Raw genomic sequence first — 25,876 nt, 5'->3', positions numbered from 1 at the left:
GTGTCTACTCGACCGTCACGGACTTGGCGAGATTGCGCGGCTGGTCGACGTCGGCGCCCTTCAGGACGGCCACGTGGTAGGCGAGAAGCTGGATCGGCGCGGACATCACCAGGGTGGAGATCAGCGGGTCGCAGGCCGGGGCGGTCATGACCACCTTTGCGCCGGCCGGGGCGTGTTTGGCCCCCTCCGGATCGGTGATGAACACCACCTGGCCGCCGCGCGCCATCACCTCGCTCATGTTGCTGGCCGACTTCTCGAAATAGCTGTCGAAGGGGGCCAGGATGATGATCGGGGTCATCTCGTCGACCAGCGCGATCGGGCCGTGCTTCAGTTCACCCGCCGCATAACCTTCCGCGTGGATATAACTGATTTCCTTGAGCTTTAGCGCCCCCTCCAGAGCCAGAGCCGACATCGGGCCGCGGCCGAGATAGAGCACGTCGCGGGCCTTGGCGATGTCGACGGCGACCGCGCGCACCGCTTCCTCCAGGCCGATCGACTCGGCGATCAGGCGCGGCGCCTCGAGCAGCACCCGCACCAGCCGCTGTTCCTCGGCCTCGTCGATCTTGCCGCGCGCCCGGGCGGCGGCCACGGCGAGAGCGGTCAGAACGCTGACCTGGGCGGTGAAGGCCTTGGTCGAGGCGACGCCGATTTCCGGACCACAGTGGATCGGCCAGACGACATCGACCTCGCGCGCCATGGTCGATTCCTGGGCGTTGACCACGGCGGCGGTCTTGAGACCCTTCTGCTGACACAGCCGCAGGGCGGCGAGCGTGTCGGCCGTCTCGCCCGACTGCGACATGGCGATGGCCAGCGATCCGGCGCGCAGGGCCGGCTCGCGATAGCGGAACTCCGAGGCGATCTCGATATCCACCGGCAGGTCGGCGAGGCGCTCGATGAGGTACTTGCCGACCATCCCGGCGATGAATGATGTGCCGCAGGCGACGATCTGGATGCGTTCCAGCGCGCCGAAGTCGATGTCGCCGGGCATCGCTGACCGTGCGCTGACGGCGTCGACATAGGCGGAGATCGTCCGCTGGCAGCCCTCCGGCTGATCATGGATCTCCTTTTCCATGAAGTGCCGGTAGTTGCCCTTTTCGACCAGCGCGGCCGATGTCGGCACGGTCTTCATGGGGCGTTCGACGGGCGTGCCCGACTGGTCGAAGATCTCGGCACGGTCATGGTCGATGGCGACGTAATCGCCCTCTTCCAGATAGGTGACCTTGTTGGTGAAAGGGCCGACAGCCAGGGCGTCGCTGCCCAGGAACATCTCGCCTTCGCCCGTGCCGACCACCAGCGGACTGCCCTTTCGGGCGCCCATGATGAAGTTGTCGTGGCCCTCGACCAGCACGGCCAGGGCATAGGCGCCGGTCAGCCGGTCGAGCGCCGCCTTGAACGCCGCCAGCGGAGCCTGTCCGGCGTCGATATGGGAGTCGATCAGCTGGGCGATGACCTCGGTGTCGGTCTCGCTCTCGAAGGTCCGTCCGGCCGCCTGCAGTTCAGCCTTCAGTTCAGCGAAATTCTCGATGATGCCGTTGTGGACCAGCGTCACACGTCCGCCGCGCTGCGGGTGCGCATTGCGCTCGGAGGGAACGCCGTGGGTAGCCCAACGGGTATGGCCGATGCCGACGGTGGCGGTCAGCGGGCTTTCGGTCAGCACCGACTCCAGGGCGCGGATCTTGCCCTGGGCCCTGCGACGGTCGATCCGGCCACCGGCCTCGACAGCAACGCCGGCGGAGTCATACCCCCGGTATTCGAGGCGCTTTAGGCTCTCGATGAGGCGGTCGGTAACGGGCGACTTGCCCACAATGCCAATAATGCCGCACATGCCGGTTTCGTCGTCTCCAACGTTGAGGAGAATGGTCTTCGCCACCCCCCGGAGGGGCGTTTATCATTGGCGTGTGATGTTTCGGCATAAAAGTGCGTTGCAGACTGTTGCGAGCGAGAGGGCGAAGGGGGCTTCATGACCAAGCGGACCTATTTCGGCACCGACGGCATTCGGGGTCAGGCCAACAGCCACCCGATGACGGCCGAGGTCGCGCTGCGCGTCGGTCTGGCGGCCGGAAAGCTGTTTCGCCGTGACCACGGACGACGCCATCTGGTGGTGATCGGCAAGGACACCCGCCTGTCCGGTTACATGATCGAGCCCGCCCTCGTAGCGGGTTTCACCAGCATGGGAATGGATGTGCGCCTGTTCGGCCCTCTGCCGACGCCGGCCGTGGCCATGATGACCCGCTCGATGCGGGCGGACCTCGGCGTGATGATCAGCGCCTCGCACAACGCCTACACCGACAACGGTATCAAGCTGTTCGGTCCCGACGGCTACAAGCTCAGCGACGCCCGCGAGCTCGAGATCGAGGCCCATATGGACGAGGGTCTGCAGGAGGGCCTCGTTGTGCCGGCGGACCTCGGCCGGGTGCGGCGCATCGATGACTCCCAGGCCCGTTATATCGAGATCGCCAAGGCCAGCTTCCCGCGCCAGCTGAACCTGAACGGCCTTCGCGTGGTGATCGATTGCGCCAACGGCGCCGCCTACAAGGTCGCGCCGGAGGTGCTCTACGAACTGGGCGCGGAGGTTATCAAGGTCGGCGTCGACCCCAACGGCTGCAACATCAACGCCGATTGCGGCTCGACCCATCCCGCCACGATGGTCGAGGCGGTGCGCGAGTTCCGCGCCGATATCGGTATCGCCGTCGATGGCGACGCCGATCGGGTCGCGATCTGCGACGAGACCGGTCAGGTGGTCGACGGCGACCAGATCATGGCCATTGTGGCGGGGGCCTGGGCCGCCGCGGACCGGCTGAGCGGCGGCGGCATCGTCGCCACGGTGATGTCCAACCTGGGTCTGGAACGGTTCATGACCGGCAAGGGCCTGAAACTCGAGCGGACGCCCGTCGGCGACCGCTATGTCATGGAGCGCATGCGTTCGGGCGGCTTCAACCTCGGCGGCGAGCAGTCCGGCCACGTGATCCTGTCCGACTATTCCACGACCGGCGACGGCCTGATGGCCGCCCTGCAGGTGCTGGCGGTTCTGGTCCAGTCCGGAAAGCCGATGAGCGCTCTGGCCCGTCAGTTCGAGCCGGTGCCCCAGCGCATGGAGAACGTCCGCTTCGCCAAGGGCGGCAAGCCGCTGGAGAGCGACAAGGTCAAGGCCGCGATCGCCGACGCGGAGACCAGGCTCAACGGCTCAGGCCGTGTGCTGGTCCGTGCATCAGGCACGGAGCCCCTGATCCGCGTGATGGCCGAGGGCGACGACGAGGTCCTGGTCGCGAAGCTGGTCAAGGAGATCGCCGGCGCGGTGAAGGCGGCGGCCTGACCGCCCGCCAAAACCTGCTCATCCCGGCTTTCGAGGGGATGAGCGGCGTGCTTGGCCCCTACTGCCCCGGGATGGGCAGACGCTCCATCACTTCCACCGAGTCACCGGGGAAGATCGAGAAGTGCGGGTGGCCGTCGAACATCGCCGTCGCCGCTTCGTGCGACTCTGCCTGAACGATGACATAGCCGGCGACCGCGTTGCGCGTGTCGGTGATGCCGGCCTTCGAAGCCTTCATCGTCTTGCCGAGCGGGCCGCCGGTGTCGACGATGGCCGCGGCGTGCTGGCCCATCCATGCGCCCCAGGCCGCCATGCCCGCGTTGCGCGTCTCTTCGCTGAGGTCGGCGGGGGAGGGCGCGTCGGCGGATAGGTTGCCCATGAACAGGGCGAGAAACGTCTTCATGTGATGTCCTTTCGAGGGAGAATCAGGCTGGAGCGTGCTCTTCGAACGTCCGCAGCTGGTCGCCCAGCGCCTTGACGAAAGCGGGACGGGCGATGCCGCGGGCGTGGTAGGCGTCGAGGTTGGGGAAGTCCTTCAGGATGCCGCAGGCCACCAACTCGCGCAGTACGGTGACCATCATGATGTCCCCGGCGGTGAAGCGGTTCTCGAGCCAGTCCCGGTCTCCCAGCCAGCGGCTCAGCGACGTCAGCCGGCGCTCCAGATTGGCGCGCGCCACGGGCCGATAGCCCTCGACCCAGGGTTTGCCGGCGTGGAAGGAATCGAGGGTCGCCAGGTTCTGCGCGAACGGCTCGACCGAATTGAGCGCCGCGATGACCCAGCTGGTCACCCGCGCCCGACCGGCGGGATCCCTCGGCGCCAGGACTTCGGACTGTTCGACGATGTGCAGCACGATCGCCCCGGACTCGAACATGTCGACCGCGTCGTCGCGCCAGGCTGGGACCTGGCCGAAGGGCTGGCGTTGGCGATAGGCCTCGCTGTCGGTCTCGCCGGGCGCCAGGAGGGCCACCTCATAAGGGAGTCCGGCCTCTTCCAGCGCCCAGCGGATACGCAGGTCGCGGACGAAGCCCTGGGCGAAGGGCGGGACCCACGGAAAGGCGGTCACGGTGGCGGTCATGGGTCTACTCCGGAGTGATGTCTTGGATGGGGGCAGACGCGTCGTCCAGACGTCCGGACAGGGCTCGCAGGTCGACGCGCAGCTGTTCGGGATCGGTCCCGCCCAACGCGGCGTCGATCGCGGCGTGGGTCCGGGTCCAGATCGGCAGCGCCGCCAGCAACCGGGCGTGGCCGGCCGGCGTCAGGGCCACGCGTCGCACGCGGCTGTCGTCGGGGTCGGCGCTGGTTACGGCCAGGCCATCCCGCACCAGCGGCTTGAGCGCGGCGGTCAGTGTCGTCCGGTCGGCGCCGAGCAGGGCGGCGACCCGGCTCATCGGCGCGGGTTCCGGACTGTTCAGCGACATCAGCAGGGAAAACTGGCCGTTGGTCAGCCCGACCGGCCGCAACGCCTCGTCGAACCGCCGGGCCAGCATCCGCGCCGCCCGCTGCGCATGCAGGCACAGACAGGTGTCCCGGACGTGCAGGGTGGTCTCGATCGGAACGGTCGGGGATGCGGCCATACACTGTTATGTTGATATCAACTTATCGAGTCAAGCCCACACCGCTTGCCATCCCGGCGGCGCTCCGCAAATCTCACGGCGCCGGACAACGCGGGGAGGCGAGCATGGCCCAGGAGACGATCTTTCTGCCCTTTCTGGCGCTCGGCGCCATGACCTTCACGGTGTTGTCCCTGATTCCCATAGTGCGGTTCAGGGCCGTCAGCGCCGGCCACGTCCGGGGCGAGGACTTCGCGCTCGGCGAGTCGGCCCGCGTACCCGGCCGGGTGTCGCTGCCGAACCGGAACTACATGAACCTGCTTGAGCTGCCGGTGCTGTTCTACGCCGTCTGCCTGGCCTTCTACGTGACCGGCACGGTCGCGCCGACTCCGCTGGCCCTGGCTTGGACCTATGTCGGCCTGCGGGCGGCGCCCAGCCTGGTGCATCTGACGACCAACACGGTCCTGGTCCGCCTCGCCGTCTTCGCGCTGAGCAATGTCGTGCTCATCGCCCTGTGGGTCGTGTTCGCCGCGGCGATCTGGTCGAGGGCGACGTAGCGCAAGGCAGCGCTTCCCAAATTCCCCCGGTCATGGCCCGGACTAGCCGGGCCTTGGTGTCAGCCGGCCTCCAACGCCAGCAGGGCGAAGCTCGCCAGCCAGTGCTCGCCCATGTAGTCGCCAGCCACGTGGGGCAGGGCGCTGGCCAAGTGACCCTCCGCCGATTCCAGCGCCACGACTCGCACCGCATCGTCCCGCGCCACCCTCGAGGCGATGCCGCGCCAGCACCACGCTCGGCTCAGGTTCAGGCCGTCGAGATGCGCGATCTTTCCGTCGCTGCGGTCGCTGACCGTCGCCGGCGTAAACAGGGTCGCGGGCTGGCGGCCGCCGGCGCGCGGCAGGAAGGTCCCGAACCAGGCGCGGAACTGGTCCGGCGCCAGCACCCGCCGCATGCACTCCGCCTCCATCAGCGCCGAGGACAGGAACTCGTCGCCGCTCGGCTCCCACGCCTGGCAGTCGGCGTCGCCGGCGTACCAGTCGATGGCCGTGGTCCGCGCCAGATCGGCCAGGGCCCTGTCGCCGCAGGCCTCGGCGTAGTCCATCGCCAGCCGCAGGGCGAAGGCGGTGTTGGAATGCACCCCGGCCCGCAGCGGATAGGTCGCCTTGGGCAGGAAGGCCTTGAACCGGTCAGCGAAGGCCGTGGCCAGCGGCGTGAGGGCGTTGAACGCGGCCGGGTCGTCGTGGCTGCGGAGCTCGGCAGCCAGCTTGAGCAGCCAAGCCCAGCCATACGGTCGCTCGAACCCGGCGGTCATCGGCCGCGACAGGTAGTCCAGTTCCACCGCGACCTTGGAGGGCGTCAGGCTGGAGGCCAGCAGCGCCCGCACGGCCGGCGCGCTCGGCATGTCGGGGAACAGCCGGAGCAGCGTCGCGAGCGTCCAGTAGCCATGCACGCAGCTGTGCCAGTCAAAGCTGCCATAGAAGATCGGATGATGCGTCCGGTGCGGACCGATGTCCTGCAGGCCGGTGAAAACATGGTCGGCCTTGTGCGGGAACTCGCGGGTGACATGGCCGAGCGCGATCGCGGCGAACCGCTCGGCCAGGTCCGCCGTCAGCCGGGCGTCAGAAGCGGTAGACGAGCGCATACATCAGCACCGTGTTGGCGAGCAGCAGCAGGAGCGCTGTGGGCAGTTGCGCCTTGATAACCCCGTAACGGTCAGTCAGGTCCAGCAGCGCCGCCGGTACGATGTTGAAATTCGCCGCCATCGGCGTGGTCAGGGTGCCGCAGAAGCCCGACAGCATGCCGATCGCGCCCATGATCGCCGGGTCGCCGCCGAACTTGCCCACCACGATCGGCAGGCCGATAGCCGCGGTCATCACGGGGAAGGCGGCGAAGGCGTTACCCATGATGGCGGTGAACAGCGCCATGCCGAGGGTGTAGGCGATCACGGCCGCGAGCGGCGTGCCCAGCGGCAGCCAGGTCGTCGCCAGCTGCCCGATCACGTCGCCCACATGCCCGGCCGCGAACACCGCGCCCAGCGCCGCCAGCGCCTGGGGCAGCAAGCCCGCCCAGCCGACCGACTCCATCAACCGCCGACCTTCGCGGGTGGCGGTCATGGGGCTGGCGCGGAACATGACGAGGGCCACGGTCGTCGCCAGGACGATGCCGGCGCCCAGCGAGATCAGCGTGACCTGCTTGGGGTCGACCAACGGCTGACCGCCGACCATCACGCCCTTCAGCGTCAGGGTCCCCAGCAGCGTCACCACCGGCGGGATCAGGGCCGGAATGAACAGCCGGTTGCCCCAGCGCGCGGCCCGCGCCGGCTTGTCGACCGGCGCGGGGTGCTCGCCCCGACCCAGCAGGTTGAACCCGGCCAGCAACGCCATGGCGACGAGGATCCCCCCGTTGACGACGTCCGGCAGTTCGCTGCCGATCAGGAAGGTGGTCGCGAACAGGCCCCAGAAGGCGGCGCTGGTGAACCGCTTCGGATTGCTGACGTCGAGGACCGTGGCGACTGCGTAGACCGCGAACAGCAGGCCGGCGAGGACGTAGAGGATGTCGAGCGTGATCACCGGCCCGCCTCCAGCGCCAGCCGCCGGTCGAGCAGCAGCAGTCGCGTTCCGTGAATGACCAGCGCCAGAACCGCCGTCGGGATCGCCCACATCGAAAGGTGCAGCGGCTCGACGACGATGCCGTTCTCCTCGAGGAAACCCTTGATCAGCAGGATCGAGGCGATGGCGATGAATATGTCCTCGCCGAAGAACAGCCCGATGTTGTCGGTGGCGGCGGCGAAGGCCTTCACCCGGTCGCGGCTGGCGGGGCTCAGGTCAGGGTTGCCGGTCTCGGCGGCGGCCTCGGCCATCGGCGCGATCAGCGGCCGGACCATCTGGGCATGCCCGCCCAGCGAGGTCAGGCCGATCGCGGCGGTGGCCTGGCGGATGACCAGATAGATGAGCAGCAGCCGCCCGGCCGTGGCCAACGTCAGCCGGCCGATCAGCGCCTTCGCCCGCTCCTGCAGCCCCTCGCGCTCAAGCAGCCCGATCAGTGGCAGGATCAGCCAGACCACGCTGATGTAGCGGTTGTCCCTGAACGCCTTGCCCAGGATCGCCAGCGTGGCGACCACGTCCAGCCCGGCCGCGATCCCGGTGACGATCGCCGCCGCCGCCACAATCAGCAGCGGATTGAGCCGCGCCGCGAACCCCGCGACCACGACGGCCACCCCCAGCAACACCCACATGTCCGGCGACTCCCCTGTGTCGGCGGGCAGAGTGGACCCGGAATCGGGGGGAAGGCCACGGGGTGCATCGCGCGGGGACATGCACTTCAGTGCGTGTCCCCTGCTCACAGGAGAGGTGATTGAATGAAATACAATCCAGGATTATAATTCCGCTCAACTGCCTCCGGAGTATTCATGCCTAGACCAGCCCGGATCGTGGCGCCCGGGGTGCCTCACCATGTCACCCAGCGGGGTAACCGCCGCCAACCGACCTTCTTCCGCGATGAAGACTACGCCGCTTGGCTCAGGCTGGCAGCGGAGGCGTTTCAGGCGGCCGACGTGGAAGTCTGGGCCTACTGCCTTATGCCAAACCACGTGCATGTCATCGGCACGCCGGCCGAGCCGCAAGGCTTGGCCCGCGCCATGGGAGCGACTCATGTTCGCTACACCCGGCTCATCAACGCCCGCGAAGGCTGGACGGGTTACCTCTGGCAAGGCCGGTTCGCGTCGTTCCCCATGGATGACGACCATCTGCGGCGCTGTGTCCGATATATCGGACTCAATCCCGTCCGAGCAGGTTTGGTCAGGCGAGCGATCGACTGGCGTTGGTCAAGTGTGCGGGCTCATGTGGACGGTGGAGCTGAGCCGTTGCTAACGCCGATGCCGGTGAACCAGTTGCTCGGCGACGAGCGTGCGACCTTCTTTGATACCGATACCGACGAGTTGGACCGCCAGCGGTTGAGACGAGCCAGTGTTACGGGTGGCCCACTCGGGTCGAAGGAGTGGGTCGAGAGTTTGCGTCAGTGCGTGGCCCTAGCTGCTCCGATACTGGACCCCCACAGGACCGCCGTCGATAACGCGAACTCGTCGGATGGAGCGAGGGTCAACGAGAGCAGCAGACTTCCGCTGCCGGGTCAGCGCGGTCGCGTGTCGTTCCCCGGCGCGTCGTCGATGACCACCGACACCCGGTCCACCGGTCCCACACAGGCCGTGCCGTGCGCCGCGCCGGCGATCCAGCGATAGGCGCCGGCGGCCAGGCCACAGCGAGGCCCCCATTCCCGTTCCACGCGTGCGCCGCTCAGGCCCTCTGCGTGCAGCGAGGCCCCCAGCACCCCGCGCCGCCCCGCGTCCGTACGCATCTCGATGCTTACGCCGATGACAGCGATGACCAGGACGGCCAGGCCGCCGAAGATCGCCTTCCACCGCAGGCCGCGGTCACGAACCCGGGTGTCGATGACGCCCGGCTGCCAGCTCCGCCGGCGTGTCATCCGGCCAGCGCCGGGAATGAGGTCAGCAAAATCCCCATATGTGGAGCCTCCAGGGCCGTCGACAGCCTACTCCCGCCCGACGCTCGAGTAGCGGAACCCGCGCGAACGCATGTCGTCCGGCCGGTAGATGTTGCGCAGATCCACGACATTCGGGGCCTTCATCAGCAGCTTGACCCGGTCGAGATCGAGCGCCCGGAACTGGTCCCATTCGGTGATGATCACCACCGCGTCGGCGCCCTCGACGGCCTCGTAGGGGCCGGCCTTGAAGTCGACGCCCTTGAGCATCTGCCGGGCCTCGTGGCCCTCCGGATCATAGGCCTGCACCGTCGCGCCCATGGCCTGCAGCGCCGGCACGATGTCCAGGCTCGGCGCGTCACGCATGTCGTCGGTGTTGGGCTTGAAGGTCAGGCCAAGCACGCCGATGACCTTTCCGGTCAGGTCGCCCTCCAGCACATCGGCGACGCGGCCGGCCATGGCCTTCTTGCGGGCGTCGTTGATCGACACGGTGGTCTCGATCAGCCGCACAGGGCTCTTGGCGTCCTGCGCGGTGCGCACCAGCGCGATGGTGTCCTTCGGGAAGCAGCTGCCGCCATAGCCGGGGCCGGCGTTGAGGAACTTGTTCCCGATCCGCTTGTCGAGGCCGATACCGCGGGCCACCTGCTGCACGTCGGCGCCGACGGCCTCGCACAGGTCGGCGATCTCGTTGATGAAGGTGATCTTCAGCGCCAGGAAGGCGTTGGCCGCGTACTTGATCAGCTCGCTGGTGCGCCGGCCGGTGAAGACGATCGGCGTCTCGTTGAGGAACAGCGGGCGGTAGAGCTCGTTCATCACCGCCCTGGCGCGCTCGTCCTCGGCGCCGACGACGATGCGGTCGGGATGTTTGAAGTCCTCGATCGCCGCGCCCTCGCGCAGGAATTCGGGGTTGGACACCACGGCGAATTCCGCGTCGGGCCGGGCCTTGCGGATGATGGCCTCGATCTCGTCGCCGGTGCCGACGGGGACGGTCGACTTGGTCACCACCACGGTGAAGCCGTCCATGAGACCGGCGATCTCTTCGGCCGCGGCATGGACGTAGCTGAGGTCGGCATAGCCGTCGCCGCGCCGCGAGGGCGTGCCCACGGCGATGAATACGGCGTCGGCGGCGCGCACCGCGTCGGCGGCGTCGACCGAGAAACTCAGCCGCCCCTCGCGCACGTTGCGTTCGACCAGGGCCTCGAGGCCGGGCTCGAAGATCGGGATCTCGCCCTGCTTCAGCCGCTCGATCTTGCCGGCATCCTTGTCGATGCAGACGACGTCGTGACCGAAGTCAGCAAAGCAGGCTCCGGACACCAGGCCGACATAGCCGGTGCCGATCATCGCGACGCGCATCGTTCAGGATCCCTCAGACTTCCTGGTTGTATGCCCCGACTTCGGGGTGCTTCGCCAGACGCGGCTTCACCTCGTCCCGGAACAGCGCGCGCATATCAGCGTCCGATTGTGTGCTTTCCACGACAACGACGATCTCGGGCTTGTTCGAGGAGGCGCGGACCAGCACCCAGCTGCCGTCCTCGAGCGCGACGCGGACGCCGTTGACGGTGATCACCTCGGTGATGCCGCGGCCCAGGATCTTGCCGCCGCCGGCCGCCAGGGCCTGGTATTCGGCGACGATCTTGTCGACCACGCCGTACTTCACCTCGTCGCCGCAGTGGGGGCTCATCGTCAGGGAGGTGTAGGCCACCGGCAGCGCCTTGCGCATGTCCGACAGCTTCTGGTCCGGGTTGCGGTCGAGCATGCCGAGGATCGCGGCCGCCGCGGTCAGGCCGCAGTCGTAGCCCCGGCCCAGCGGCTCGTTGAGGAAGAAGTGGCCGCTCTTCTCGAACCCGGCCAGGGCGCCCAGCTCGGCGGTCTTGCGCTTGATGTAGCTGTGGCCCGTCTTCCAGTAGACGGTGGTGCAGCCGTTGGCTGCCAGCACCGGGTCGGTAGCGTAGAGGCCGGTCGACTTCACATCGACGATAAAGGTCGCGCCGGGGTTCAGCGGGGCGAGGTCGCGGGCCAGCATCAGGCCGATCTTGTCGGCGTAGATTTCCTCGCCGGTGTCATCGACCACGCCGCAGCGGTCGCCGTCGCCGTCGAAGCCCAGCGCCAGGTCGGCGCCGAAGTCGCGCACGGCCTTGGCCATGGCGTGCAGCATTTCCTGGTCTTCCGGATTGGGATTGTACTTCGGGAAGGTCCAGTCGAGGTCGCAGTCCATCTCATAGACGACGGCAACGCCCATATCGCGCAAGGCCTGGGGCACAAACGCGCCCGCCGTGCCGTTGCCGCAGGCGGCGACGACCTTGAGCGGACGGGTAATCTGCACCCGGCGGGCGACGTCGGCGATGAAGCGCTCGGCCACGCCGTCTTCGCGGACCAGCTTGCCCCCGTCGCGCGGAACGAACTTGCCGCCCAGCACGATTTCCTTAAGCCGGCCCATCTCCTCGGGGCCAAAGGTCAGGGGCCGCTGCGCGCCCATCTTCACCCCGGTCCAGCCGTTCTCGTTGTGGCTGGCGGTGACCATCGCCACGCACGGCGCATCAAGGTCGAACTGGGCGTAATAGGCCGTCGGCGACAGGGCCAGACCGATGTCATGCACCTGACAGCCAGCTTCCAGCAGGCCGATGATCAGCGCGTGCTTGATCGAGGCCGAGTAGGACCGGAAGTCGTGGCCGACGACGATCTTCGACTGGCCCAGCTCGTGGATGTAGGTCCCCAGCCCCAGGCCCAGCGCCTGGACGCCCAGCAGGTTGATGTCCGGCCCGAACAGCCAGCGGGCGTCGTATTCCCGGAAGCCGGTCGCCTTGACGAGCGGCTCGTTCTCGTAGGCGGCGGTGTTGGGGACGAGATCGGAGCGGGGCATGAAGGGCATGAGCAGGGGTCCGTCGAAAGCTGGCGCGGGTTTAGGCGCTGGCGAAGATCAGGGCAATGCGCGCGCCGGGGCGAGGTTCCGGGGTCAGGCCACGCCTGCGCTCAGCACGTCGTGGACATGCAGCACGCCGACCGGCTTGCCGTCGCGAACCACGAACAGCACGTTGATGCGGTTGTCGTTCATCAGGCGCGCCGCGTCGCCGGCGAGGGTCTCGGCGGTGACGGCCTTGGGATTGCGGGTCATCAGCTGGCCGGCGGTTTTGTCGGCCAGGCTGTCGAAATTGCGCCGCAGGTCGCCGTCGGTGACGATGCCGATCAGCGCGCCGTCGGCGGCGGTGACCCCGACCACGCCCAGGCGGCGTTCGGTCATCACGCGGATGGCCTCGGGCATCGGGGTCGACTCGGCCACCAGCGGGGCCTCCTCCAGCCGGTGCATCAGGTCGCCGACGGTGCGCAGCATGGCGCCCAGCTTGCCGCCCGGATGGAAGACGTGGAAGTCGCGGGCGGTGAACCCGCGCCGCTCCAGCAGCGCCACGGCCAGGGCGTCGCCCAGCGCGATCTGCAGGGTGGTCGAGGTGGTCGGCGCCCGCACCTCGCCGGTGGCTTCCGGCGCGTCTGGCAGCAGCAGAACGATCGTCGCGGCCTTGCCCAGCTGGCTGTCGGCGTTGGCCGTGATGGCGATCAACGGGATGGCGAAACGGTGGGCGTAGCCGATCACGTCGGCCAGTTCGCGCACGTCGCCGGACTTGCTCAGCGCCAGCACCACATCGTCCTGTCCGATCATGCCCAGGTCGCCATGGCTGGCCTCGGCCGGGTGGACGAACATCGCCGGCGTGCCGGTGGAGGCGAGGGTGGCGGTGATCTTGCGGGCCACATGACCGCTCTTGCCCATGCCGGTCAGCACGATCCGGCCCTTGCAGGCGAACAGGATCTCGACGGCCTGGGTAAAGGCTTCGCCCAGACCGTCGGACAGGGCGACCAGCGCCTCGGCCTCGATGGCCAGCACGCGGCGGCCGACGGCGACAGAGTCGAAGCCGCTCACTGCGCTGCGTCCTTCGCCGGCGCGGCCTTCGCCGCCTTCGGGGCGGGCGGCGGCACGATGACCGGCGCCGGCACGGTCAGCGGATGACGAAAGGACGGGAACGCCGCCCCCATCCCGCGCGGCCAGATCACCGCCAGGGCGATCATCGCCAGGGCGGCCAGGGCGGCGAGGGGAAAGAAGACGCGGTCACGCATGAAGCGGATATAGCAGGGCGCGCGCGCGGTTGAACCCCGCTTGACGCCCCCGCGCGTGGGCCTTAGCCCCCTCTGCCATGTCCAAACTCATTCTCCTCCGCCACGGCCAGAGCCAGTGGAACCTCGAAAACCGCTTCACCGGCTGGGTGGACGTCGACCTGACCGCCGAAGGCGAGGCCCAGGCGACGCAGGGCGGGGCGCTGATCAAGGCGGCCGGCGTGCGCATCGACAAGGTCTATTCGTCGGTGCTCAAGCGGGCCAACCGCACGGCGCAGCTGGCGCTGGCCGCGGCCGGGCAGGGCGACCTGCCGATGGTCCGCGACTGGCGGCTGAACGAGCGCCACTACGGCGGGCTGACCGGGCTGAACAAGGCCGAGACGGCGAAGCTGCACGGCGACGACCAGGTCAAGGTCTGGCGCCGGTCCTACGACATCCCGCCGCCGCGGCTGGCCCCGGGCGGCGAGTACGACTTCACCACCGATCCGCTCTACGCCGGCAGCGCCATCCCCGACACCGAGAGCCTGAAGACCACGCTCGACCGGGTGCAGCCCTACTGGGACGCCGAGATCGCGCCGCATCTCAAGGCCGGCGAAACGGTGCTCGTCGCCGCCCACGGCAACAGTCTGCGGGCCATCGTCAAGCTGCTGTTCCAGGTGGCGGACGACGCCATCGTCGACGTTGAGATCCCTACGGGCAATCCGCTCCTGATCGACCTGGACGGCGCATTGCAGCCGACGAGCGCGCGGTATCTGGATGCGAGCCGGGCAACGCCCCTGCCTGCCCTCTGAACTCCGCTCATCCTCGCGAAAGCGAGGACCCAGGCTTTTTCAGAGCTTCGGCGCACGGTTCAGGCAAAGTCTGCGGCCAATCGGAGAGGTGAGCCGCTGCTTCAAGAACACCTGGGTCCTCGCTTTCGCGAGGATGAGCGGTGAAAAAGGGGCATGAGCTCCGATTCAGATTTCATGCGCAGGGCCATCGCGGCGGCCCTTCCCAACCTCGGCCTCACCGCGCCGAACCCCGTGGTCGGCTGTGTCATCGTCCGTGACGGCCAGATCCTCGCCGAGGCCGCCACGGCTCCCGGCGGCCGCCCCCACGCCGAGGAACAGGCGCTCGAACACATCGACGCCCGCGGCGCCACCGCCTACGTCACGCTGGAACCCTGCGGCGCCCGCTCGTCGGGGACTGCGTCCTGCTCGCAGCGCCTGGTCGCCGCCGGCGTGACCCGCGTCGTCTATGCCTGCGAGGATCCCTCGCCGCTCGCGTCAGGGCAGGGCAGCGAACGGCTGGTCGCGGCCGGTGTGACCGTCGAGCGTGGCCTGCTGTCGCACGAGGCGTTTGTTACTCTTGGGTACGGTTCTTGGAAGGGCGACGTTAACCCTGCTCAGGCATAGGTTTTCTCTAACGGAGACAAACCCATGAGCGCCGCCCCGGCGTCGAAGAACAGCCCTCGACGCCTGACCCAACAGGACGTTGATCTGATCTGCGCCAGGCACGACCGCCTGTTTTCGGCGCGGATGGGCGGGGCGCGGGCGGTGTTCGCCTTCCACGATCTCTCGGGGCTGACCTTGTCGGGCCGGAACCTGTCGGACGCCGACTTCACCGGCGCCATCCTCAACGAGGCGAATCTGGTCGGGACCAAACTCGACAACGCCAGCTTCTTCGGCGCCGACATGCAGGGCGCGAACCTCAGCGACGCCTCGATGCGCCGGGCCGACCTGCGCGGGTCCTGTCTGCGCGGGGCCAACCTGACCGGCGCCGATCTGTTCGAGGCCGACCTGCGCGAGGGAACCATTGCTTCGCCCGATCGCGACAAGGGCCTGCGGTTTCACGAGCATACGGCCCGGTCCGGCGACGCCTGCGGCGCGATCCTCGCCGGCGCCAATCTGGAGCGCTCGCGCCTGTCGGGCGTCATGGCCACCAAGGCCGACTTCAGCGATGCGATCATGAAGGACTGCAAGCTGGTCAGGGCCAACCTCAAACAGGCCAACCTCAGCGGCGCCAACCTGGCCGGGGCCGACCTGTCCGGCGCGGACATCTCGGGCGCGGATATGCGCGACGCGGTGCTGATCGGCGCCAAGACCCATGGCTGGACCAAGGGCGACGCCGACATGACCGGCGCCCTGACCGATGCGCCGTCAGGCAAGTCGGTCAGCGACCTGCCCTATGAGGACATGCTGCGCGATCACGCCCGCTGGTGCGAGACCGGCGGCGCCGAGGGCAAGCCGTCGGTGTTCGACCGCGCCGACCTGCGCAATCTCAAATCCATCCGCGGCTATAACCTGACCGCCCTGTCGGCCCGGTCTGCCGTGTTCTACGCCCTCGACATGGAAGGCGTTCAGCTCCAGGGCGCGCATCTCGAAGGCGCGGACCTTCGCGGCTGCAACCTTCGCCGGGCCGACCTGCGCGGCGCGCGGCTGACCGGGGCCAAGCTGTCGGGCGCGGACCTGCGCGACGCCCACCTCGGCCCGCTGCTGATCGCGGCGGACCGGCTGCTGGCCTGTGATCTGACGGGCGCCCAGCTTAAGGGGACCGATTTCGCGCGCGCGGACCTGAGGCAGGCCCTGCTTGTCGGCGCGGACCTGACCCGGGCCAACTTTTCCGGCGCGCAGACGCGCGGCGCGGACCTCGCCAACGCGAAACGCACGGGCGCGCGGGGTCTCGATGTCTGAGGTCGTGCGCGGGCTTAACCATTCTGCTCGCGGAACCGCGTTATGTTGCGCGGCCCGATGATTCGCGCGGTGGAGGATCTGTCTTGAGCGTCACGCAACCCAGGCTCGCGGGACGTCGCCGTCTGACCCAGGCAGAGCTCGACATGATGGTCACCGCCCATGAGCGCTTCCTGAGCGGGAAGCCCGGCGGCAAGCGGGCCTCGCTGCGATTCCTCGACCTGACGGGCTTGGATCTGGCCGGCCGCAACCTGACGGACGCGGACCTCTCGGCCTCGATCCTCGACAGCGCCCGCATGATCCGCACCAACCTGGAGCGGGCCAACCTGTTCGGCAGCGACCTGCGGAAGGCCGACCTGCGCGGGGCCAATCTCAAGCGCGCGGACGTGCGGGGCTGCTGCCTGCGCGGGGCCAACATGATGATGGCGGACCTGACCCAGGCCGACTTCCGGGAAGGCCAGATCGCCATGCCTCACCCCACCAAGGGGCTCAGCATGGTCTCGCATCAGGCGCGGGCGGGCGACGCGGACGGCGCGATCTTCGTCGGCGCGACGCTGGACGGCTCGAAGTTCAACGGCTCCTCGGCCTTCGCGGCCGACTTCACCGACTGCTCCCTGAAGGGCGCGAAGCTGGCCGGCTGCAATCTCAAGGACGCCAACCTGACGGGGGCGATGCTTGAGGGCGCCGACGTGGCGGGCGCGAATTTCGAGAACGCCAACCTCAGCGGCGCGATCCTGACCGGCGTCGACACGGCCACCGCGAAGATGGGCGGCGCCAATGTGTCCGGCTGCCTGCGGGCGCCGACGCCCGAAGCGCTCAAGCGCGCCGAGGCGCTCCGCGATCTCGCCCAGGGTAACGCGGCCTGGTGCGAAAGCGGCGGCCAGCGCGGCTCGCCCGCGAAGTTCGACGGCGAAGACCTGCGCCCGCTCGGCGCGCTGCTGAAAGGCGCCCGTCTGACGGCCATGTCGGCCAAGGGCGCCTGCCTGGTCGGGCTCGATCTCAGCGGCGCCCAGCTGCAGGGCGCCAACCTCGAGGGCGCCGACCTGCGCGGCGCCTGCCTGATCAAGGCCGACCTGCGCGGCGCCAAGCTGGCCGGCGCCAACCTTACCAAGGCCGACCTGCGCGGCGCCTGCATCGGCGTGCTGCCCCTGACCGCTGAACGCTCGACCCCGGCGACGCTCAACCAGGCCCGCATGCGCTACACCTACGCCCAGTCCGCCGACCTGACCGCCGCCATCCTCGACGGCGCCGACCTGCGCGGCGCGGATTTCACCGGCGCGAGAACGGCCCGAGCCTCATTCCGCGACGCGGATATCGAGAACGCGGTCGGCTACGCGGCGGAGTAGGGGGACTGGCGAGCGTTCAAGGATTTCCAAATACTCTCCAAGATAGAATATTGTAGAAATACCCCCTTTGCGTCATTTTGTAGGGATGACGTCCCCACCGAAACGCCCCACGCTGACGGCATCCCCGGCCATGCGGCGGGCGGCGAGCAACATCGTACCTCCGGCCACTGCCATTCGGCCCAAACCGGTCTCCAAGCTGGAACAGAATACCCGTGTAGGACACGTCTACTGGTGCGCCTTCAGCGAACATAACTGGCCGCCGGAGTTCGACGCGCCGCATCTGGTTGTTGTGATCCGCGGGGGGCAGCAGCATGACGGGTCGCACGTCGTTGTGCCGCTGACGAAGCAGCCTCAGTCCGGGCAGTTTGGTTACAGGCTCACGGTAAATCCCAACCCGCGTTCCGCACCCGAGGCATGGGCGGTGTGCGATCACGTCTATACGGTAGCTTCCGCACGTCTGGAGCCTTTGCGAGACGATGACGGGAACCATCGACGCGGACTGGCTGTTCACGCTGACGATCTCGTCGAAATCGGTCGACGGGTATTCGCATCTCTGAATGCGATCCGGCGCGCAACCTTTGGGCCCGTGCCCAGGAAGGCCGACGACGCATCGGCATCCTAGGCGGGTTGTTTGAGTCGCATTGCGACTTGAAGTTGGGCCATGTTTTGCTATTTAAGTGTTACGGCTCGTGAAGTCGTCGGGCCGCAAGGCTCCTTGCCCCTGAAACGGGGCATCAATGAAAAGGCCAGCTTCACAGGCTGGCCTTTTCGCTGTCTGCGATCCGTCGCAATTGCAGTACGTCGTCCGATAGGAAACGTTTGGCGAATGAGCGAAATCGCTGAAATGGGGCCGATTCTCGACGCACGTCATGCCGCCGCCCAAGAAGCATATCGGCGCAAGGATATTGCGTCCTATCAGGCAATGTTCTCACCCGACCTCGTGTATCGGCGTGAAGATGGCAGCGTAGTCGGTCGAGCTGCGCTCATGAAGGATGTCCAGGACCAATTCGATCGATTACGGAAAGTGGACTCGCGGTTTGTTCGCGAAAGCTTGCAGATCGTCGACGGAAACGTCGCCGAGCGCCTTTGCCAGACCGCAACTGCCGAGACCTCGGCGTTTGGCTTGGTGCACCGGCGCTGGCGCATGATGAGGCGAGGTCGCTACACTTGGTCTCTCACTGATGGAGTCTGGACTATCACCAGCGTTCAAGTTCACGCCGAAGAAACGCGGCCAGACGGCTGGCGTTTCGGACTTTAGAGCGAACGATCAGCGTCGCTGGAATCGGTCTTGCGCATTCCCGTGGCCAAGCGGAGAAAAAGGCGGAGCCTTTCGGCTCCGCCCTTCCGAACGACTGGGGATCGTTCTGCTGGCGTCTTAAGCGGCCTTCTTGGCCTTGGGCAGGGCCGGCGCGGCTTCGGACGTGGTGGAGATGGCGATCGTGCGGGGCTTGAGGGCCTCCGGCAGCTCGCGCTTCAGGGAAATCGACAGGAGGCCGTCGGCCAGGTTGGCGTCGGTCACGAGGACGTAGTCCGCCAGCTGGAAGCGGCGCTCGAAGTTCCGCTCGGCGAGGCCGCGGTGCAGGAACTTGCGGCCGTCGTCGTTGGCGGCCTTGCTGCCGGTCACGGTGAGGAGGTTTTCCTTCACCTCGATGGTCAGTTCGTCGGGCCGGAAGCCGGCGACGGCGATCTCGATGCGGTAGGCGTTCTCGTCGGTCCGCTCGATGTTGTAGGGCGGATAGCCCGCGGCGCTGGTCTGGGTCGCGGCGGCGTCAAGCTGCGCGGCGAGCCGGTCGAAGCCGACGACGGAACGGTACAGGGGGGAAAAATCGATCGTACGCATGGTGCACATCCCTCTTTCAAAGCAAGGTTGCGGTTTGTCGTACGGGCCGGTGGCGAGCTCGAAAGCCTCGTCTTGACCCGGAAGGCCCGGACATCCAGCGCCTCCGTTCATTGAGGTGGGAGACGCCGGTCGGGGTTTCAAGTCCCCCACTTGATCGAAGGGCGAACGTCGGTAGGGTCCCCGATCTGGTGAGGGAGAAGCCCATGTTTGGACGGCGCGCGATGATCGGACTTGGCCTGGCGGCGCTGGCCCTTGCGGGCTGCGCCTCGCTGGGCGGCCCTCGGGAAGACGCCGCCCTCAAGGCCGTGCTGGCCGGGCCTCAGCGAGCGGCCGACAGCGTCGCGCGGGACGGCGCGCGGCATCCCTACGACAGTCTCGTGTTCTGGGGCCTGAAGCCGAACCAGACGGTCATCGAGCTGGTGCCCGGCGGCGGCTACTGGACCGAGATCCTCGCCCCCTACGCCCGGGCGACGGGCGGAACCTACATCGCCGGCGTCGCTGATCTGGCCAATCCGAACCTGTCGGCCGGCGCCCGCAAGGGCCGCGCGGACTTCGAGGCCAGGTACGCCGACACGGCGAAGTACGGCCCCATCCGCTACGCCAACTTCGGCGCGGCGTCGGGGCCGCTCGGTGCGCCGGGATCCGCCGATCTGGTCCTGACGTCGCGCAACGTCCACAACTTCATCTGGACGCCGGGTCAGCTCGACAAGGTCATGGCCGACGCCTTCGCGGTGCTCAAGCCGGGCGGCGTGCTGGCGGTCGAAGATCATCGCGCCGACCCCCGGCCGCAGGTCCCCGAGGCCCGCGACGGCTATGTCGCCACCGCCACGGTGGTCGCCGCCGCCGCGAAAGCGGGTTTCCGCCTCGCGGCCAGCTCCGAGATCAACGCCAATCCGAAGGACACCAAGGATCACCCCTTCGGCGTCTGGACCCTGCCGCCAGTGCGCCGCAGCGCCCAGCCGCCGGCGCCGGCCAATCCTGACTTCGATCACAGCCGCTACGACGCCATTGGCGAGAGCGATCGGATGACCCTGCGGTTCGTGAAGCCTCAATAGCGCCGCTTTGACCCGCTTCCCTGCGCGGGGTAAGCCGGTTGCTCACGGTGCGGGGGCGGCGTTGTCGAAACATTCCATGCGTTCAGGGTCTTCGGGAGCGTCGAGACGGCTGGTGCTGACCGGCGCCGCCGCGCTGGCCTTGGCCGGCTGCAAACCGAAAGCGAAGGCGGCTGATCCGGCCGTCATGCCGGCCAAGGGCGGCCCGCAGACGATCGTCGAGGCCGTCGCCGGCGACTGGCGCCTGCCCGCGGACCGGGCGCGCGATGTCTGGCGCCATCCGGTGGAAACCCTGACCTGGTGGGGCCTCAAGCCCGGCATGACGGTGGTCGAGTTCTGGCCGGGCGCCGGCTGGTACACCGATATTCTCGCGCCTTTCCTTGAAGCGACGGGCGGCCGGCTGTTCGAGGCCAATCTCGAACCGACCAGTCCCGCCGCGGCCCAGGCGGTTCAGGCCTACGCCGCCAAGCTCGCGACGAAACCCAAGCTCTACGGCAAGGTCGAGATCACCGCCTTCGGTCCGACCAGCGGGCCGGTGGCGCCGAACGGCTCGGCCGATCTGGTGCTGTTCCTGCGCAATCTGCACAACTGGATGGCGGCGGGCATCGCCGACAAGGCGTTCAAGGCCGCCTTCGCCGCCCTCAAGCCCGGCGGCGTGCTGGGCATCGAGGAGCACCGGGCCGAACCGGGCCAGACCCAGGACGTCCTGGCGGCCAGCGGTTATGTCCAGCAGGCCTATGCGATCCAGCTGGCCAAGGAGGCGGGCTTCATCCTCGCCGGGACCAGCGAGATCAACGCCAACCCCAAGGACACGCGGGACCATCCCTTCGGCGTCTGGACCCTGCCGCCGACCCGCCTGTCGGCGCCGCGCGGCCAGCCGGCCCGGCCCGGCTTCGACCATTCTCCCTATGACGCGATCGGCGAGAGCGATCGCATGACCCTCAAGCTGGTGAAGCCCAAATGAGCCTGACCCGTCGCAGCCTGGCGGGACTCGCGCTCGCGACCCTCGCCGTCGGCCCAGCCTTCGCCGCCGATGCGCCCAAGACCTTTCCGGCCAAGAAGATGTTTCCGTTCCTCGACCTGTACCTCGGCATCCCGCCGGCGGACCGGACGCGGTTCACGCTGGCCTATTACCTGCGCAGCAACGGCAAGCCGGCCACCGGCGTTGTGCTGACCCTGATCAGCGCCACGGGCGTCCGCTCGACGATCCCGGTCGGCGCTGATGGGCGGCTGCTGAAGACCCCCTCGATCGCCGACCTCAAGGACGGCCAGATCGGCATCGAGAAGAGCAACCCCGCGGCCAAGTTCCAGCTCAGCATGGAGATGCAGGCCGTCACCCGCATGGCCGAGGTCCTGCCGGCCGCCGATCTGGCCGCCGCGGTCACCCAGTGCAACGCGGCGATCAAGGCCAAGGCGGGCGTCATCGGCTTCGCGGCGCCGAAGATCGAACAGGTCGCGTTCCCCGGGCTGACCGGCGGTACCGCGGTCTTCGCCGACGGCCGCACCGTTGCGCTCCCCCTCTACAAGGGCATGCCCGCCTGGGATCCGGCGTCCCTTTCGGGCGTCGCCAGCCTGAAGTTCGCCCGCGCGCCCTCCCGGGCCCTGCTGGCCGGGAAGAAGTAGCTCAAAGCTGCTGCTTCCACCGCGCCAGGGCGTCCGCGGCGCTCTCGGCCGGGGCAAAACCCAGCTGGTCGGCGATCATGTCGGACAGGCCCGGCATCACCGCGCGGTCGACCTGCGCGTCAGCCTCCCACAGGCGCGCGCGGAGCAGCGCCTTGGGGCAGTGCAGGAAGGCTTCCTCCACCCTGACCTTGACGATGCAGCGCGGCGGTTTTCCGAATTCGACGAACCGGGCGAGCAGCGACGGATCGTCCGTCAGGCTGGCCTGGCCATTGACGCGATAGATGTCGTCGAAGCCGGGGATCATGAACATCATCCCGATCCGCCCGTCGCCCCCGACCAGGTTGCGCAGGGTGTCGAGCCGGTTGTTGCCGGGGCGATCCGGCAGCAGCAGGGTGCGGTCGTCCTCGACATGAACGAACCCGGCCGCCCCGCCGCGTGGCGAAACGTCCAGGCTTCCGTCCGCCGCCGCCGCCGAGATCACGCAGAACGGCGACAGGGCGATGAACTGCCGGCCGTACTTCTCCACATGATCGAGCGACTTGGCCTTCGTCGTGGGCTTGGGCTGGCCGTAGATCCGGTCCAGATCGTCAAGGGTCAGGTCGGTCATTGCGACCTCCAGCTGAGAGCGGCTTGCTACGCCGTGCGAAAGTGGCGCGGGCGTCATCTTTTTTGTTTGGTCGACCGCAGTTCGCTTGTGCGTTGAGCGCGGTCAAGTTATCGGTTTGACCGCATCATAACGGGAGGCCGCCAATGGCTACGCTGCAAGAAATTACCGATCGCGTGAAGACCGCCGTTGGCGCCGATTCCGGCCTCGGCAAGTCGCTGAAGTTCGACCTCAAGGGCGACGGCTTCATCCACATCGACGGTGGCTCGGTCACCAACGAGGACGCCCCTGCCGACCTGACCATGACCATCTCGCTGGCCGACCTCATGGAAATGGGCGCCGGCAAGCTCGACGCCACGATGGCGTTCATGTCGGGCCGCCTGAAGCTGTCGGACATGGGTCTCGCCATGAGCCTGCAGCCGCAGATGGGCGCCCTGTTCGCCAAGATGGCCTAAGGGTCAGACAGTGACCGACACAGCGCCTCTGGTATCCATTCCCGAGGCGCCCGTTCCGGCCAACGGAACGGCGGAGTGGTTTCGCGGCGCGGGGGCCTATCGCCTCCGCGCCGCTCTGTTTTTGCCGGAAGGCAAGCCGCGCGGCTCGGTGGTTCTGAGCGGCGGCCGCACCGAACCGATCGAGAAGTATTTCGAGGTCATCGCCGAACTGCAGGGCAGGGGTTTCGTCGTCCTCGCCCATGACTGGCGCGGCCAGGGCCTGTCGCAGCGCCTGCTGCCCGACGGCCTGAAGGGCCACGCCCACGGCTTCGCCGACTTCGTCGAGGATTACCGGCTGCTGCTGAAGCAGTTCGAGAGCCGGCTGCCGAAGCCGTGGATCGCCATCGGCCATTCCATGGGTGGCTGCCTGACCCTGCTGGCGCTGGCGCATGGCGTCGGGGACTTCAAGGCTGCGGTGCTATCGGCCCCGATGCTCGGCCTGCAGACCGGCGGCCGGCCCAAGCGGGCGGCCCGGGCGCTGGCCTGGATCATGTCGCGGACCAAGCCCACCGAGTACATTCTCGGCGACTCCGGCGACGCCCATGTGAGCACGTTCGAGACCAACATCCTTACCCACGACCCGAAACGCTATGCCCGCAACCTGGCGCAGGTCGTCGCCGAGCCGGGCCTGAAGCTGAACGCCGGCACCTGGGGCTGGCTCGACTTCGCCTTCGCCGCCTCGGCCTGGCTCAAGCGTGCGCCGGGCGTGGCGAAGATATCCATTCCCGTCCTGGTGCTCGGCGCCGAGGAAGAGCGCCTCGTCGACAACGCCGACCAGCGCGAAATCACCGCCCGCATCCCCAAGGGCCGCTGGCTCCAGGTCGACGGCAGCTACCACGAGATCCTGCAGGAAACCGACGCCATCCGCGCGGTGTTCTGGCGGGAGTTTGATGGAGTGGTCGCGGGGCTCTGACCGCCGGAGAGGGTTGAATGAAGAACCAACTCACGCGCGGCCTGAAGCGGCGACTGATGTACGTCGAAAACAAGGACGGCGACATTGATGGCGCCCAGGGCCGCATCGGCTGGGTGACGTTCTCCCGAACAGGGCAAACCGTCCATTATCGGGGCCGGGAGCTGGGGAAAGGCAGCGGCGTCAGGGGCAACTTCTTCGATGCCGAAACCGGTGAGGAATACTGGGTGTCGGGCGTCAAGAAACGCGGATCCAACGCCCATTGGGCCGAACGGATTACTGTGGAGGTCGATGAGGATGCCCTGGAGGCCTACCAGGCCCTGAGAGCACCCTAGTCCCGCGCTGCCCGCTTCAGCGCCACCAGCGCCTCATCCAGACAATCCCGGTCCCCGGCGAACGCGAATTTGCCGCCATCGGATATCGCCGGCGATCCGTCCCTGTGGGCGCAGACGCCGCCGGCGCCCTCGACACGACGATGACCGCTCGATGCCCAAGACCTTCAGCCCGGCTTCGAGCGCCCGATCGACGGTCCCGGCGCCTGTTGACTAGCCCTTTGGCACGACCTCCAGGGTGAAGCCGCTGTAGGTCGAGCCGCAGCTGTAGTCGTCGTTCTTTAGGGCTTCGTCCGTGTAGAAGACAAAGCCGATCGAGGTCTTGCCGGCCTTGAGCGCCTTTTTGACCAGGGCGGTGACGCCGAGTTGGCTGGAGGATGTGTCGCCGGCGGCGTTGAGGGTCTGTCCACCCGCCACGCCCGCGCTCACATAGGAGAACCAGCCGTCGCCGCTATGGCCTGACCCCGAGCTGGGGTCGACGAGGACAAGGGTATAGGCATGGATGGCGATGGCGCAGGTTCCGGTCGAGGTGAACCGGAACGTCGCCTGGGTCAGATCGCTCGACAGGCCCGAGAGATCGAACTTGACGCTCCCTTCGGTCCACTCCGTGTGCAGATGGTCGCAGAGGGGCGCCGTTGAAAGAACCTGGTCGCTGAACTGTTGATAGTTGTTGCGGCTGTAGCCGACGGGAAAGGCGCCGTTGAAGCCACCCTTGTCGCGGCGCCATTTATGGACCTCGGGAAGCGGGCAGGCGCTGTTGAAATTGGCGCGGTTCTCCTCGCCCCTGACGGTTATGCCTGAAACGGGCGTCCGGACGATCGCCGATGGCTTCGGGGTCGGACCGGGGACGACCACGGCCGGCCCGGGCGCGCCGTCGCCTCCCAAGCACACCATGGGGCTCCGGGGCGATTCCAGCGCCCCCTTGTAGGCCGCAACAGCATAGCAACCGTCGGAGCCATGCCCCACGGACGCCTCGCGCTTGGTCGGATTGGCTATCGTCATGATCAGGGAGCCTGTCGGCCCATAGATCCTGAAACCCTGGATGTCGTTGACCTTGGCGCAGGGAACAACTGGCTGCCCCGCGCCGGACGGGAAACAGCCCACGGCGCTCCAGCTCCATTGGAGCCCCATCGAATCGGGGTCGATCTCGAGTTTTGCGTCGTAGGGCGCGGCGATGCTCGGCGCGGGCGCCAGGGCTGGCCGGCCCTGACTCCCCGGCCGGGGAGGCCCCGACGCGATGCGCCCCGCGGCCTGCATGGCGCCCGAGACGCAACAGTCGTCGGGCGTAGCGGGCACGATGGCCGACTTCAGGAAACACATGGCTTGGGGGCCCTTCAGCCCCGGTCGGACATAGGTGTAGGCACGACAGGCGGCGTCATCGGCGCAGGCCTGGCGACAAATCTGTGGGTCCGCGATGCTGAGGGCGAATCCCTTGTAATCGCCGCCCAGTCGGTCCGTCCCGGGCGCGATGGACATCGGGGCCGCGGAAACCATGGCCGGCGCGAGGATAGCCATGGCCATCCACAAAAGGAGATAAAGTAGCCGGCCGA

Annotated in this window: 30 protein-coding genes; 15 read left to right on the top strand and 15 right to left on the bottom strand. The window is 67.8% G+C overall.

Annotated elements, in window-relative coordinates; all coding sequences use genetic code 11:
- Positions 1 to 4 precede the first annotated feature (4 nt).
- The gene (gene glmS, locus ACODSL_RS02730; RefSeq protein WP_488899092.1) at positions 5 to 1,825 is read right to left on the bottom strand and encodes a glutamine--fructose-6-phosphate transaminase (isomerizing); all 1,821 of its coding nucleotides are present in this window, start codon (positions 1,823 to 1,825) and stop codon (positions 5 to 7) included.
- A gap of 135 nt (positions 1,826 to 1,960) precedes the next feature.
- Between glmS and glmM the strand changes: the two genes are divergently transcribed.
- The gene (gene glmM / locus ACODSL_RS02725) at positions 1,961 to 3,313 is read left to right on the top strand and encodes a phosphoglucosamine mutase (protein WP_488899091.1); all 1,353 of its coding nucleotides are present in this window, start codon (positions 1,961 to 1,963) and stop codon (positions 3,311 to 3,313) included.
- A 58-nt stretch (positions 3,314 to 3,371) separates the two neighbouring features.
- Here glmM and ACODSL_RS02720 read toward each other — a convergent pair whose 3' ends face one another.
- The 3 genes from ACODSL_RS02720 to ACODSL_RS02710 are packed head-to-tail and all read right to left on the bottom strand — an operon-like array spanning position 3,372 to position 4,885.
- Positions 3,372 to 3,713, bottom strand: coding sequence for a YciI family protein (locus tag ACODSL_RS02720; protein ID WP_488899090.1), 342 nt, complete (start codon positions 3,711 to 3,713; stop codon positions 3,372 to 3,374).
- A 22-nt stretch (positions 3,714 to 3,735) separates the two neighbouring features.
- Positions 3,736 to 4,386 carry a glutathione S-transferase family protein gene (locus ACODSL_RS02715; protein ID WP_488899089.1) on the bottom strand — a complete coding sequence of 217 codons (651 nt, stop codon included), beginning with the start codon at positions 4,384 to 4,386 and terminating at the stop codon, positions 3,736 to 3,738.
- Between the two features lie 4 nt (positions 4,387 to 4,390).
- Positions 4,391 to 4,885: a MarR family winged helix-turn-helix transcriptional regulator gene (locus tag ACODSL_RS02710; protein ID WP_488899088.1), complete on the bottom strand. Its 495-nt coding sequence runs from the start codon at positions 4,883 to 4,885 to the stop codon at positions 4,391 to 4,393.
- 104 nt (positions 4,886 to 4,989) lie between these two features.
- Between ACODSL_RS02710 and ACODSL_RS02705 the strand changes: the two genes are divergently transcribed.
- The gene (locus ACODSL_RS02705) at positions 4,990 to 5,418 is read left to right on the top strand and encodes an MAPEG family protein (RefSeq protein ID WP_488899087.1); all 429 of its coding nucleotides are present in this window, start codon (positions 4,990 to 4,992) and stop codon (positions 5,416 to 5,418) included.
- A 59-nt stretch (positions 5,419 to 5,477) separates the two neighbouring features.
- On the opposite strand, the gene ACODSL_RS02700 is transcribed toward ACODSL_RS02705, so the two are convergent.
- From ACODSL_RS02700 to ACODSL_RS02690, 3 genes are read right to left on the bottom strand one after another with little or no spacing between them, the layout of a single operon-like run.
- Positions 5,478 to 6,500, bottom strand: a complete 1,023-nt coding sequence (locus ACODSL_RS02700; RefSeq protein WP_488899086.1) for a DUF2891 domain-containing protein — start codon at positions 6,498 to 6,500, stop codon at positions 5,478 to 5,480.
- Complete coding sequence (locus ACODSL_RS02695; protein ID WP_488899085.1) at positions 6,478 to 7,428, bottom strand: DUF979 domain-containing protein; 951 nt, start codon at positions 7,426 to 7,428, stop codon at positions 6,478 to 6,480. Before ACODSL_RS02695 ends, ACODSL_RS02700 begins: the two co-directional genes overlap by 23 nt.
- Positions 7,425 to 8,093, bottom strand: a complete 669-nt coding sequence (locus ACODSL_RS02690) for a DUF969 domain-containing protein (RefSeq protein WP_488899084.1) — start codon at positions 8,091 to 8,093, stop codon at positions 7,425 to 7,427. The genes ACODSL_RS02695 and ACODSL_RS02690 overlap by 4 nt, the downstream gene beginning before the upstream one ends.
- A 174-nt stretch (positions 8,094 to 8,267) precedes the next feature.
- On the opposite strand from ACODSL_RS02690, the gene ACODSL_RS02685 reads away from it, so the two are divergent.
- On the top strand, positions 8,268 to 9,095 hold the full coding sequence (locus ACODSL_RS02685) for a transposase (RefSeq protein ID WP_488899083.1): 828 nt from the start codon (positions 8,268 to 8,270) through the stop codon (positions 9,093 to 9,095).
- Here ACODSL_RS02685 and ACODSL_RS02680 read toward each other — a convergent pair.
- The 5 genes from ACODSL_RS02680 to ACODSL_RS02660 form a co-directional block, all read right to left on the bottom strand.
- Positions 8,987 to 9,340 carry a hypothetical protein gene (locus tag ACODSL_RS02680; RefSeq protein ID WP_488899082.1) on the bottom strand — a complete coding sequence of 118 codons (354 nt, stop codon included), beginning with the start codon at positions 9,338 to 9,340 and terminating at the stop codon, positions 8,987 to 8,989. The genes ACODSL_RS02685 and ACODSL_RS02680 overlap by 109 nt on opposite strands.
- 66 nt (positions 9,341 to 9,406) lie before the next feature.
- Complete coding sequence (locus tag ACODSL_RS02675; protein WP_488899081.1) at positions 9,407 to 10,708, bottom strand: UDP-glucose dehydrogenase family protein; 1,302 nt, start codon at positions 10,706 to 10,708, stop codon at positions 9,407 to 9,409.
- A 13-nt stretch (positions 10,709 to 10,721) separates the two neighbouring features.
- On the bottom strand, positions 10,722 to 12,224 hold the full coding sequence (locus tag ACODSL_RS02670; protein WP_488899080.1) for a phosphomannomutase/phosphoglucomutase: 1,503 nt from the start codon (positions 12,222 to 12,224) through the stop codon (positions 10,722 to 10,724).
- A gap of 84 nt (positions 12,225 to 12,308) precedes the next feature.
- Complete coding sequence (locus ACODSL_RS02665) at positions 12,309 to 13,265, bottom strand: KpsF/GutQ family sugar-phosphate isomerase (RefSeq protein WP_488899079.1); 957 nt, start codon at positions 13,263 to 13,265, stop codon at positions 12,309 to 12,311.
- Complete coding sequence (locus tag ACODSL_RS02660) at positions 13,262 to 13,459, bottom strand: hypothetical protein (protein WP_488899078.1); 198 nt, start codon at positions 13,457 to 13,459, stop codon at positions 13,262 to 13,264. The genes ACODSL_RS02665 and ACODSL_RS02660 overlap by 4 nt, the downstream gene beginning before the upstream one ends.
- 77 nt (positions 13,460 to 13,536) lie before the next feature.
- Between ACODSL_RS02660 and gpmA the strand changes: the two genes are divergently transcribed.
- The 6 genes from gpmA (at position 13,537) to ACODSL_RS02630 (ending at position 18,729) form a co-directional block, all read left to right on the top strand.
- Positions 13,537 to 14,247 carry a 2,3-diphosphoglycerate-dependent phosphoglycerate mutase gene (gpmA, locus tag ACODSL_RS02655; RefSeq protein ID WP_488899077.1) on the top strand — a complete coding sequence of 237 codons (711 nt, stop codon included), beginning with the start codon at positions 13,537 to 13,539 and terminating at the stop codon, positions 14,245 to 14,247.
- A 153-nt stretch (positions 14,248 to 14,400) separates the two neighbouring features.
- Positions 14,401 to 14,850: a bifunctional diaminohydroxyphosphoribosylaminopyrimidine deaminase/5-amino-6-(5-phosphoribosylamino)uracil reductase RibD gene (locus ACODSL_RS02650; RefSeq protein WP_488899076.1), complete on the top strand. Its 450-nt coding sequence runs from the start codon at positions 14,401 to 14,403 to the stop codon at positions 14,848 to 14,850.
- Positions 14,851 to 14,874: 24 nt separating this feature from the next.
- Positions 14,875 to 16,128, top strand: a complete 1,254-nt coding sequence (locus ACODSL_RS02645) for a pentapeptide repeat-containing protein (RefSeq protein WP_488899075.1) — start codon at positions 14,875 to 14,877, stop codon at positions 16,126 to 16,128.
- An 83-nt stretch (positions 16,129 to 16,211) separates the two neighbouring features.
- Complete coding sequence (locus ACODSL_RS02640) at positions 16,212 to 17,471, top strand: pentapeptide repeat-containing protein (RefSeq protein ID WP_488899074.1); 1,260 nt, start codon at positions 16,212 to 16,214, stop codon at positions 17,469 to 17,471.
- An 85-nt stretch (positions 17,472 to 17,556) separates the two neighbouring features.
- On the top strand, positions 17,557 to 18,093 hold the full coding sequence (locus ACODSL_RS02635) for a type II toxin-antitoxin system PemK/MazF family toxin (RefSeq protein WP_488899724.1): 537 nt from the start codon (positions 17,557 to 17,559) through the stop codon (positions 18,091 to 18,093).
- A 204-nt stretch (positions 18,094 to 18,297) separates the two neighbouring features.
- Positions 18,298 to 18,729, top strand: a complete 432-nt coding sequence (locus ACODSL_RS02630) for a nuclear transport factor 2 family protein (protein ID WP_488899073.1) — start codon at positions 18,298 to 18,300, stop codon at positions 18,727 to 18,729.
- 117 nt (positions 18,730 to 18,846) lie between these two features.
- Here the strand turns inward: ACODSL_RS02630 and ACODSL_RS02625 are convergent, their stop codons facing one another.
- Entirely contained in the window at positions 18,847 to 19,311 is a 465-nt protein-coding gene (locus ACODSL_RS02625) for an Hsp20 family protein (protein ID WP_488899072.1), read from the bottom strand.
- Between the two features lie 203 nt (positions 19,312 to 19,514).
- Here ACODSL_RS02625 and ACODSL_RS02620 point away from each other — a divergent pair, with 203 nt between their 5' ends.
- From ACODSL_RS02620 to ACODSL_RS02610, 3 genes are all read left to right on the top strand, one after another.
- On the top strand, positions 19,515 to 20,366 hold the full coding sequence (locus ACODSL_RS02620; protein WP_488899071.1) for a class I SAM-dependent methyltransferase: 852 nt from the start codon (positions 19,515 to 19,517) through the stop codon (positions 20,364 to 20,366).
- Positions 20,367 to 20,442: 76 nt separating this feature from the next.
- Positions 20,443 to 21,327: a class I SAM-dependent methyltransferase gene (locus tag ACODSL_RS02615; protein ID WP_488899070.1), complete on the top strand. Its 885-nt coding sequence runs from the start codon at positions 20,443 to 20,445 to the stop codon at positions 21,325 to 21,327.
- Positions 21,324 to 21,986, top strand: coding sequence for a hypothetical protein (locus ACODSL_RS02610; protein ID WP_488899069.1), 663 nt, complete (start codon positions 21,324 to 21,326; stop codon positions 21,984 to 21,986). Before ACODSL_RS02615 ends, ACODSL_RS02610 begins: the two co-directional genes overlap by 4 nt.
- Position 21,987: 1 nt before the next feature.
- On the opposite strand, the gene ACODSL_RS02605 is transcribed toward ACODSL_RS02610, so the two are convergent.
- Positions 21,988 to 22,593: an MSMEG_1061 family FMN-dependent PPOX-type flavoprotein gene (locus ACODSL_RS02605; RefSeq protein WP_488899068.1), complete on the bottom strand. Its 606-nt coding sequence runs from the start codon at positions 22,591 to 22,593 to the stop codon at positions 21,988 to 21,990.
- A 143-nt stretch (positions 22,594 to 22,736) separates the two neighbouring features.
- Here ACODSL_RS02605 and ACODSL_RS02600 point away from each other — a divergent pair, with 143 nt between their 5' ends.
- Genes ACODSL_RS02600 through ACODSL_RS02590 form a run of 3 tightly spaced genes read left to right on the top strand, consistent with a single transcriptional unit; the run spans position 22,737 to position 24,329 of the window.
- Positions 22,737 to 23,045 (top strand): SCP2 sterol-binding domain-containing protein, encoded by a 309-nt coding sequence (locus ACODSL_RS02600; protein WP_488899067.1) that lies wholly within the window; start codon positions 22,737 to 22,739, stop codon positions 23,043 to 23,045.
- Positions 23,046 to 23,055: 10 nt separating this feature from the next.
- On the top strand, positions 23,056 to 23,997 hold the full coding sequence (locus tag ACODSL_RS02595) for an alpha/beta fold hydrolase (protein ID WP_488899066.1): 942 nt from the start codon (positions 23,056 to 23,058) through the stop codon (positions 23,995 to 23,997).
- Between the two features lie 17 nt (positions 23,998 to 24,014).
- Entirely contained in the window at positions 24,015 to 24,329 is a 315-nt protein-coding gene (locus ACODSL_RS02590) for a hypothetical protein (RefSeq protein ID WP_488899065.1), read from the top strand.
- 210 nt (positions 24,330 to 24,539) lie between these two features.
- On the opposite strand, the gene ACODSL_RS02585 is transcribed toward ACODSL_RS02590, so the two are convergent.
- Positions 24,540 to 25,841, bottom strand: a complete 1,302-nt coding sequence (locus tag ACODSL_RS02585; RefSeq protein WP_488899064.1) for a PAN domain-containing protein — start codon at positions 25,839 to 25,841, stop codon at positions 24,540 to 24,542.
- Positions 25,842 to 25,876: the final 35 nt, after the last annotated feature.

The sequence above is a fragment of the Caulobacter sp. FG121 genome, assembly GCF_057809815.1.
Note: the sequence above shows the minus strand (reverse complement) of the source record. Positions and strands in the feature narration are given on the sequence as shown.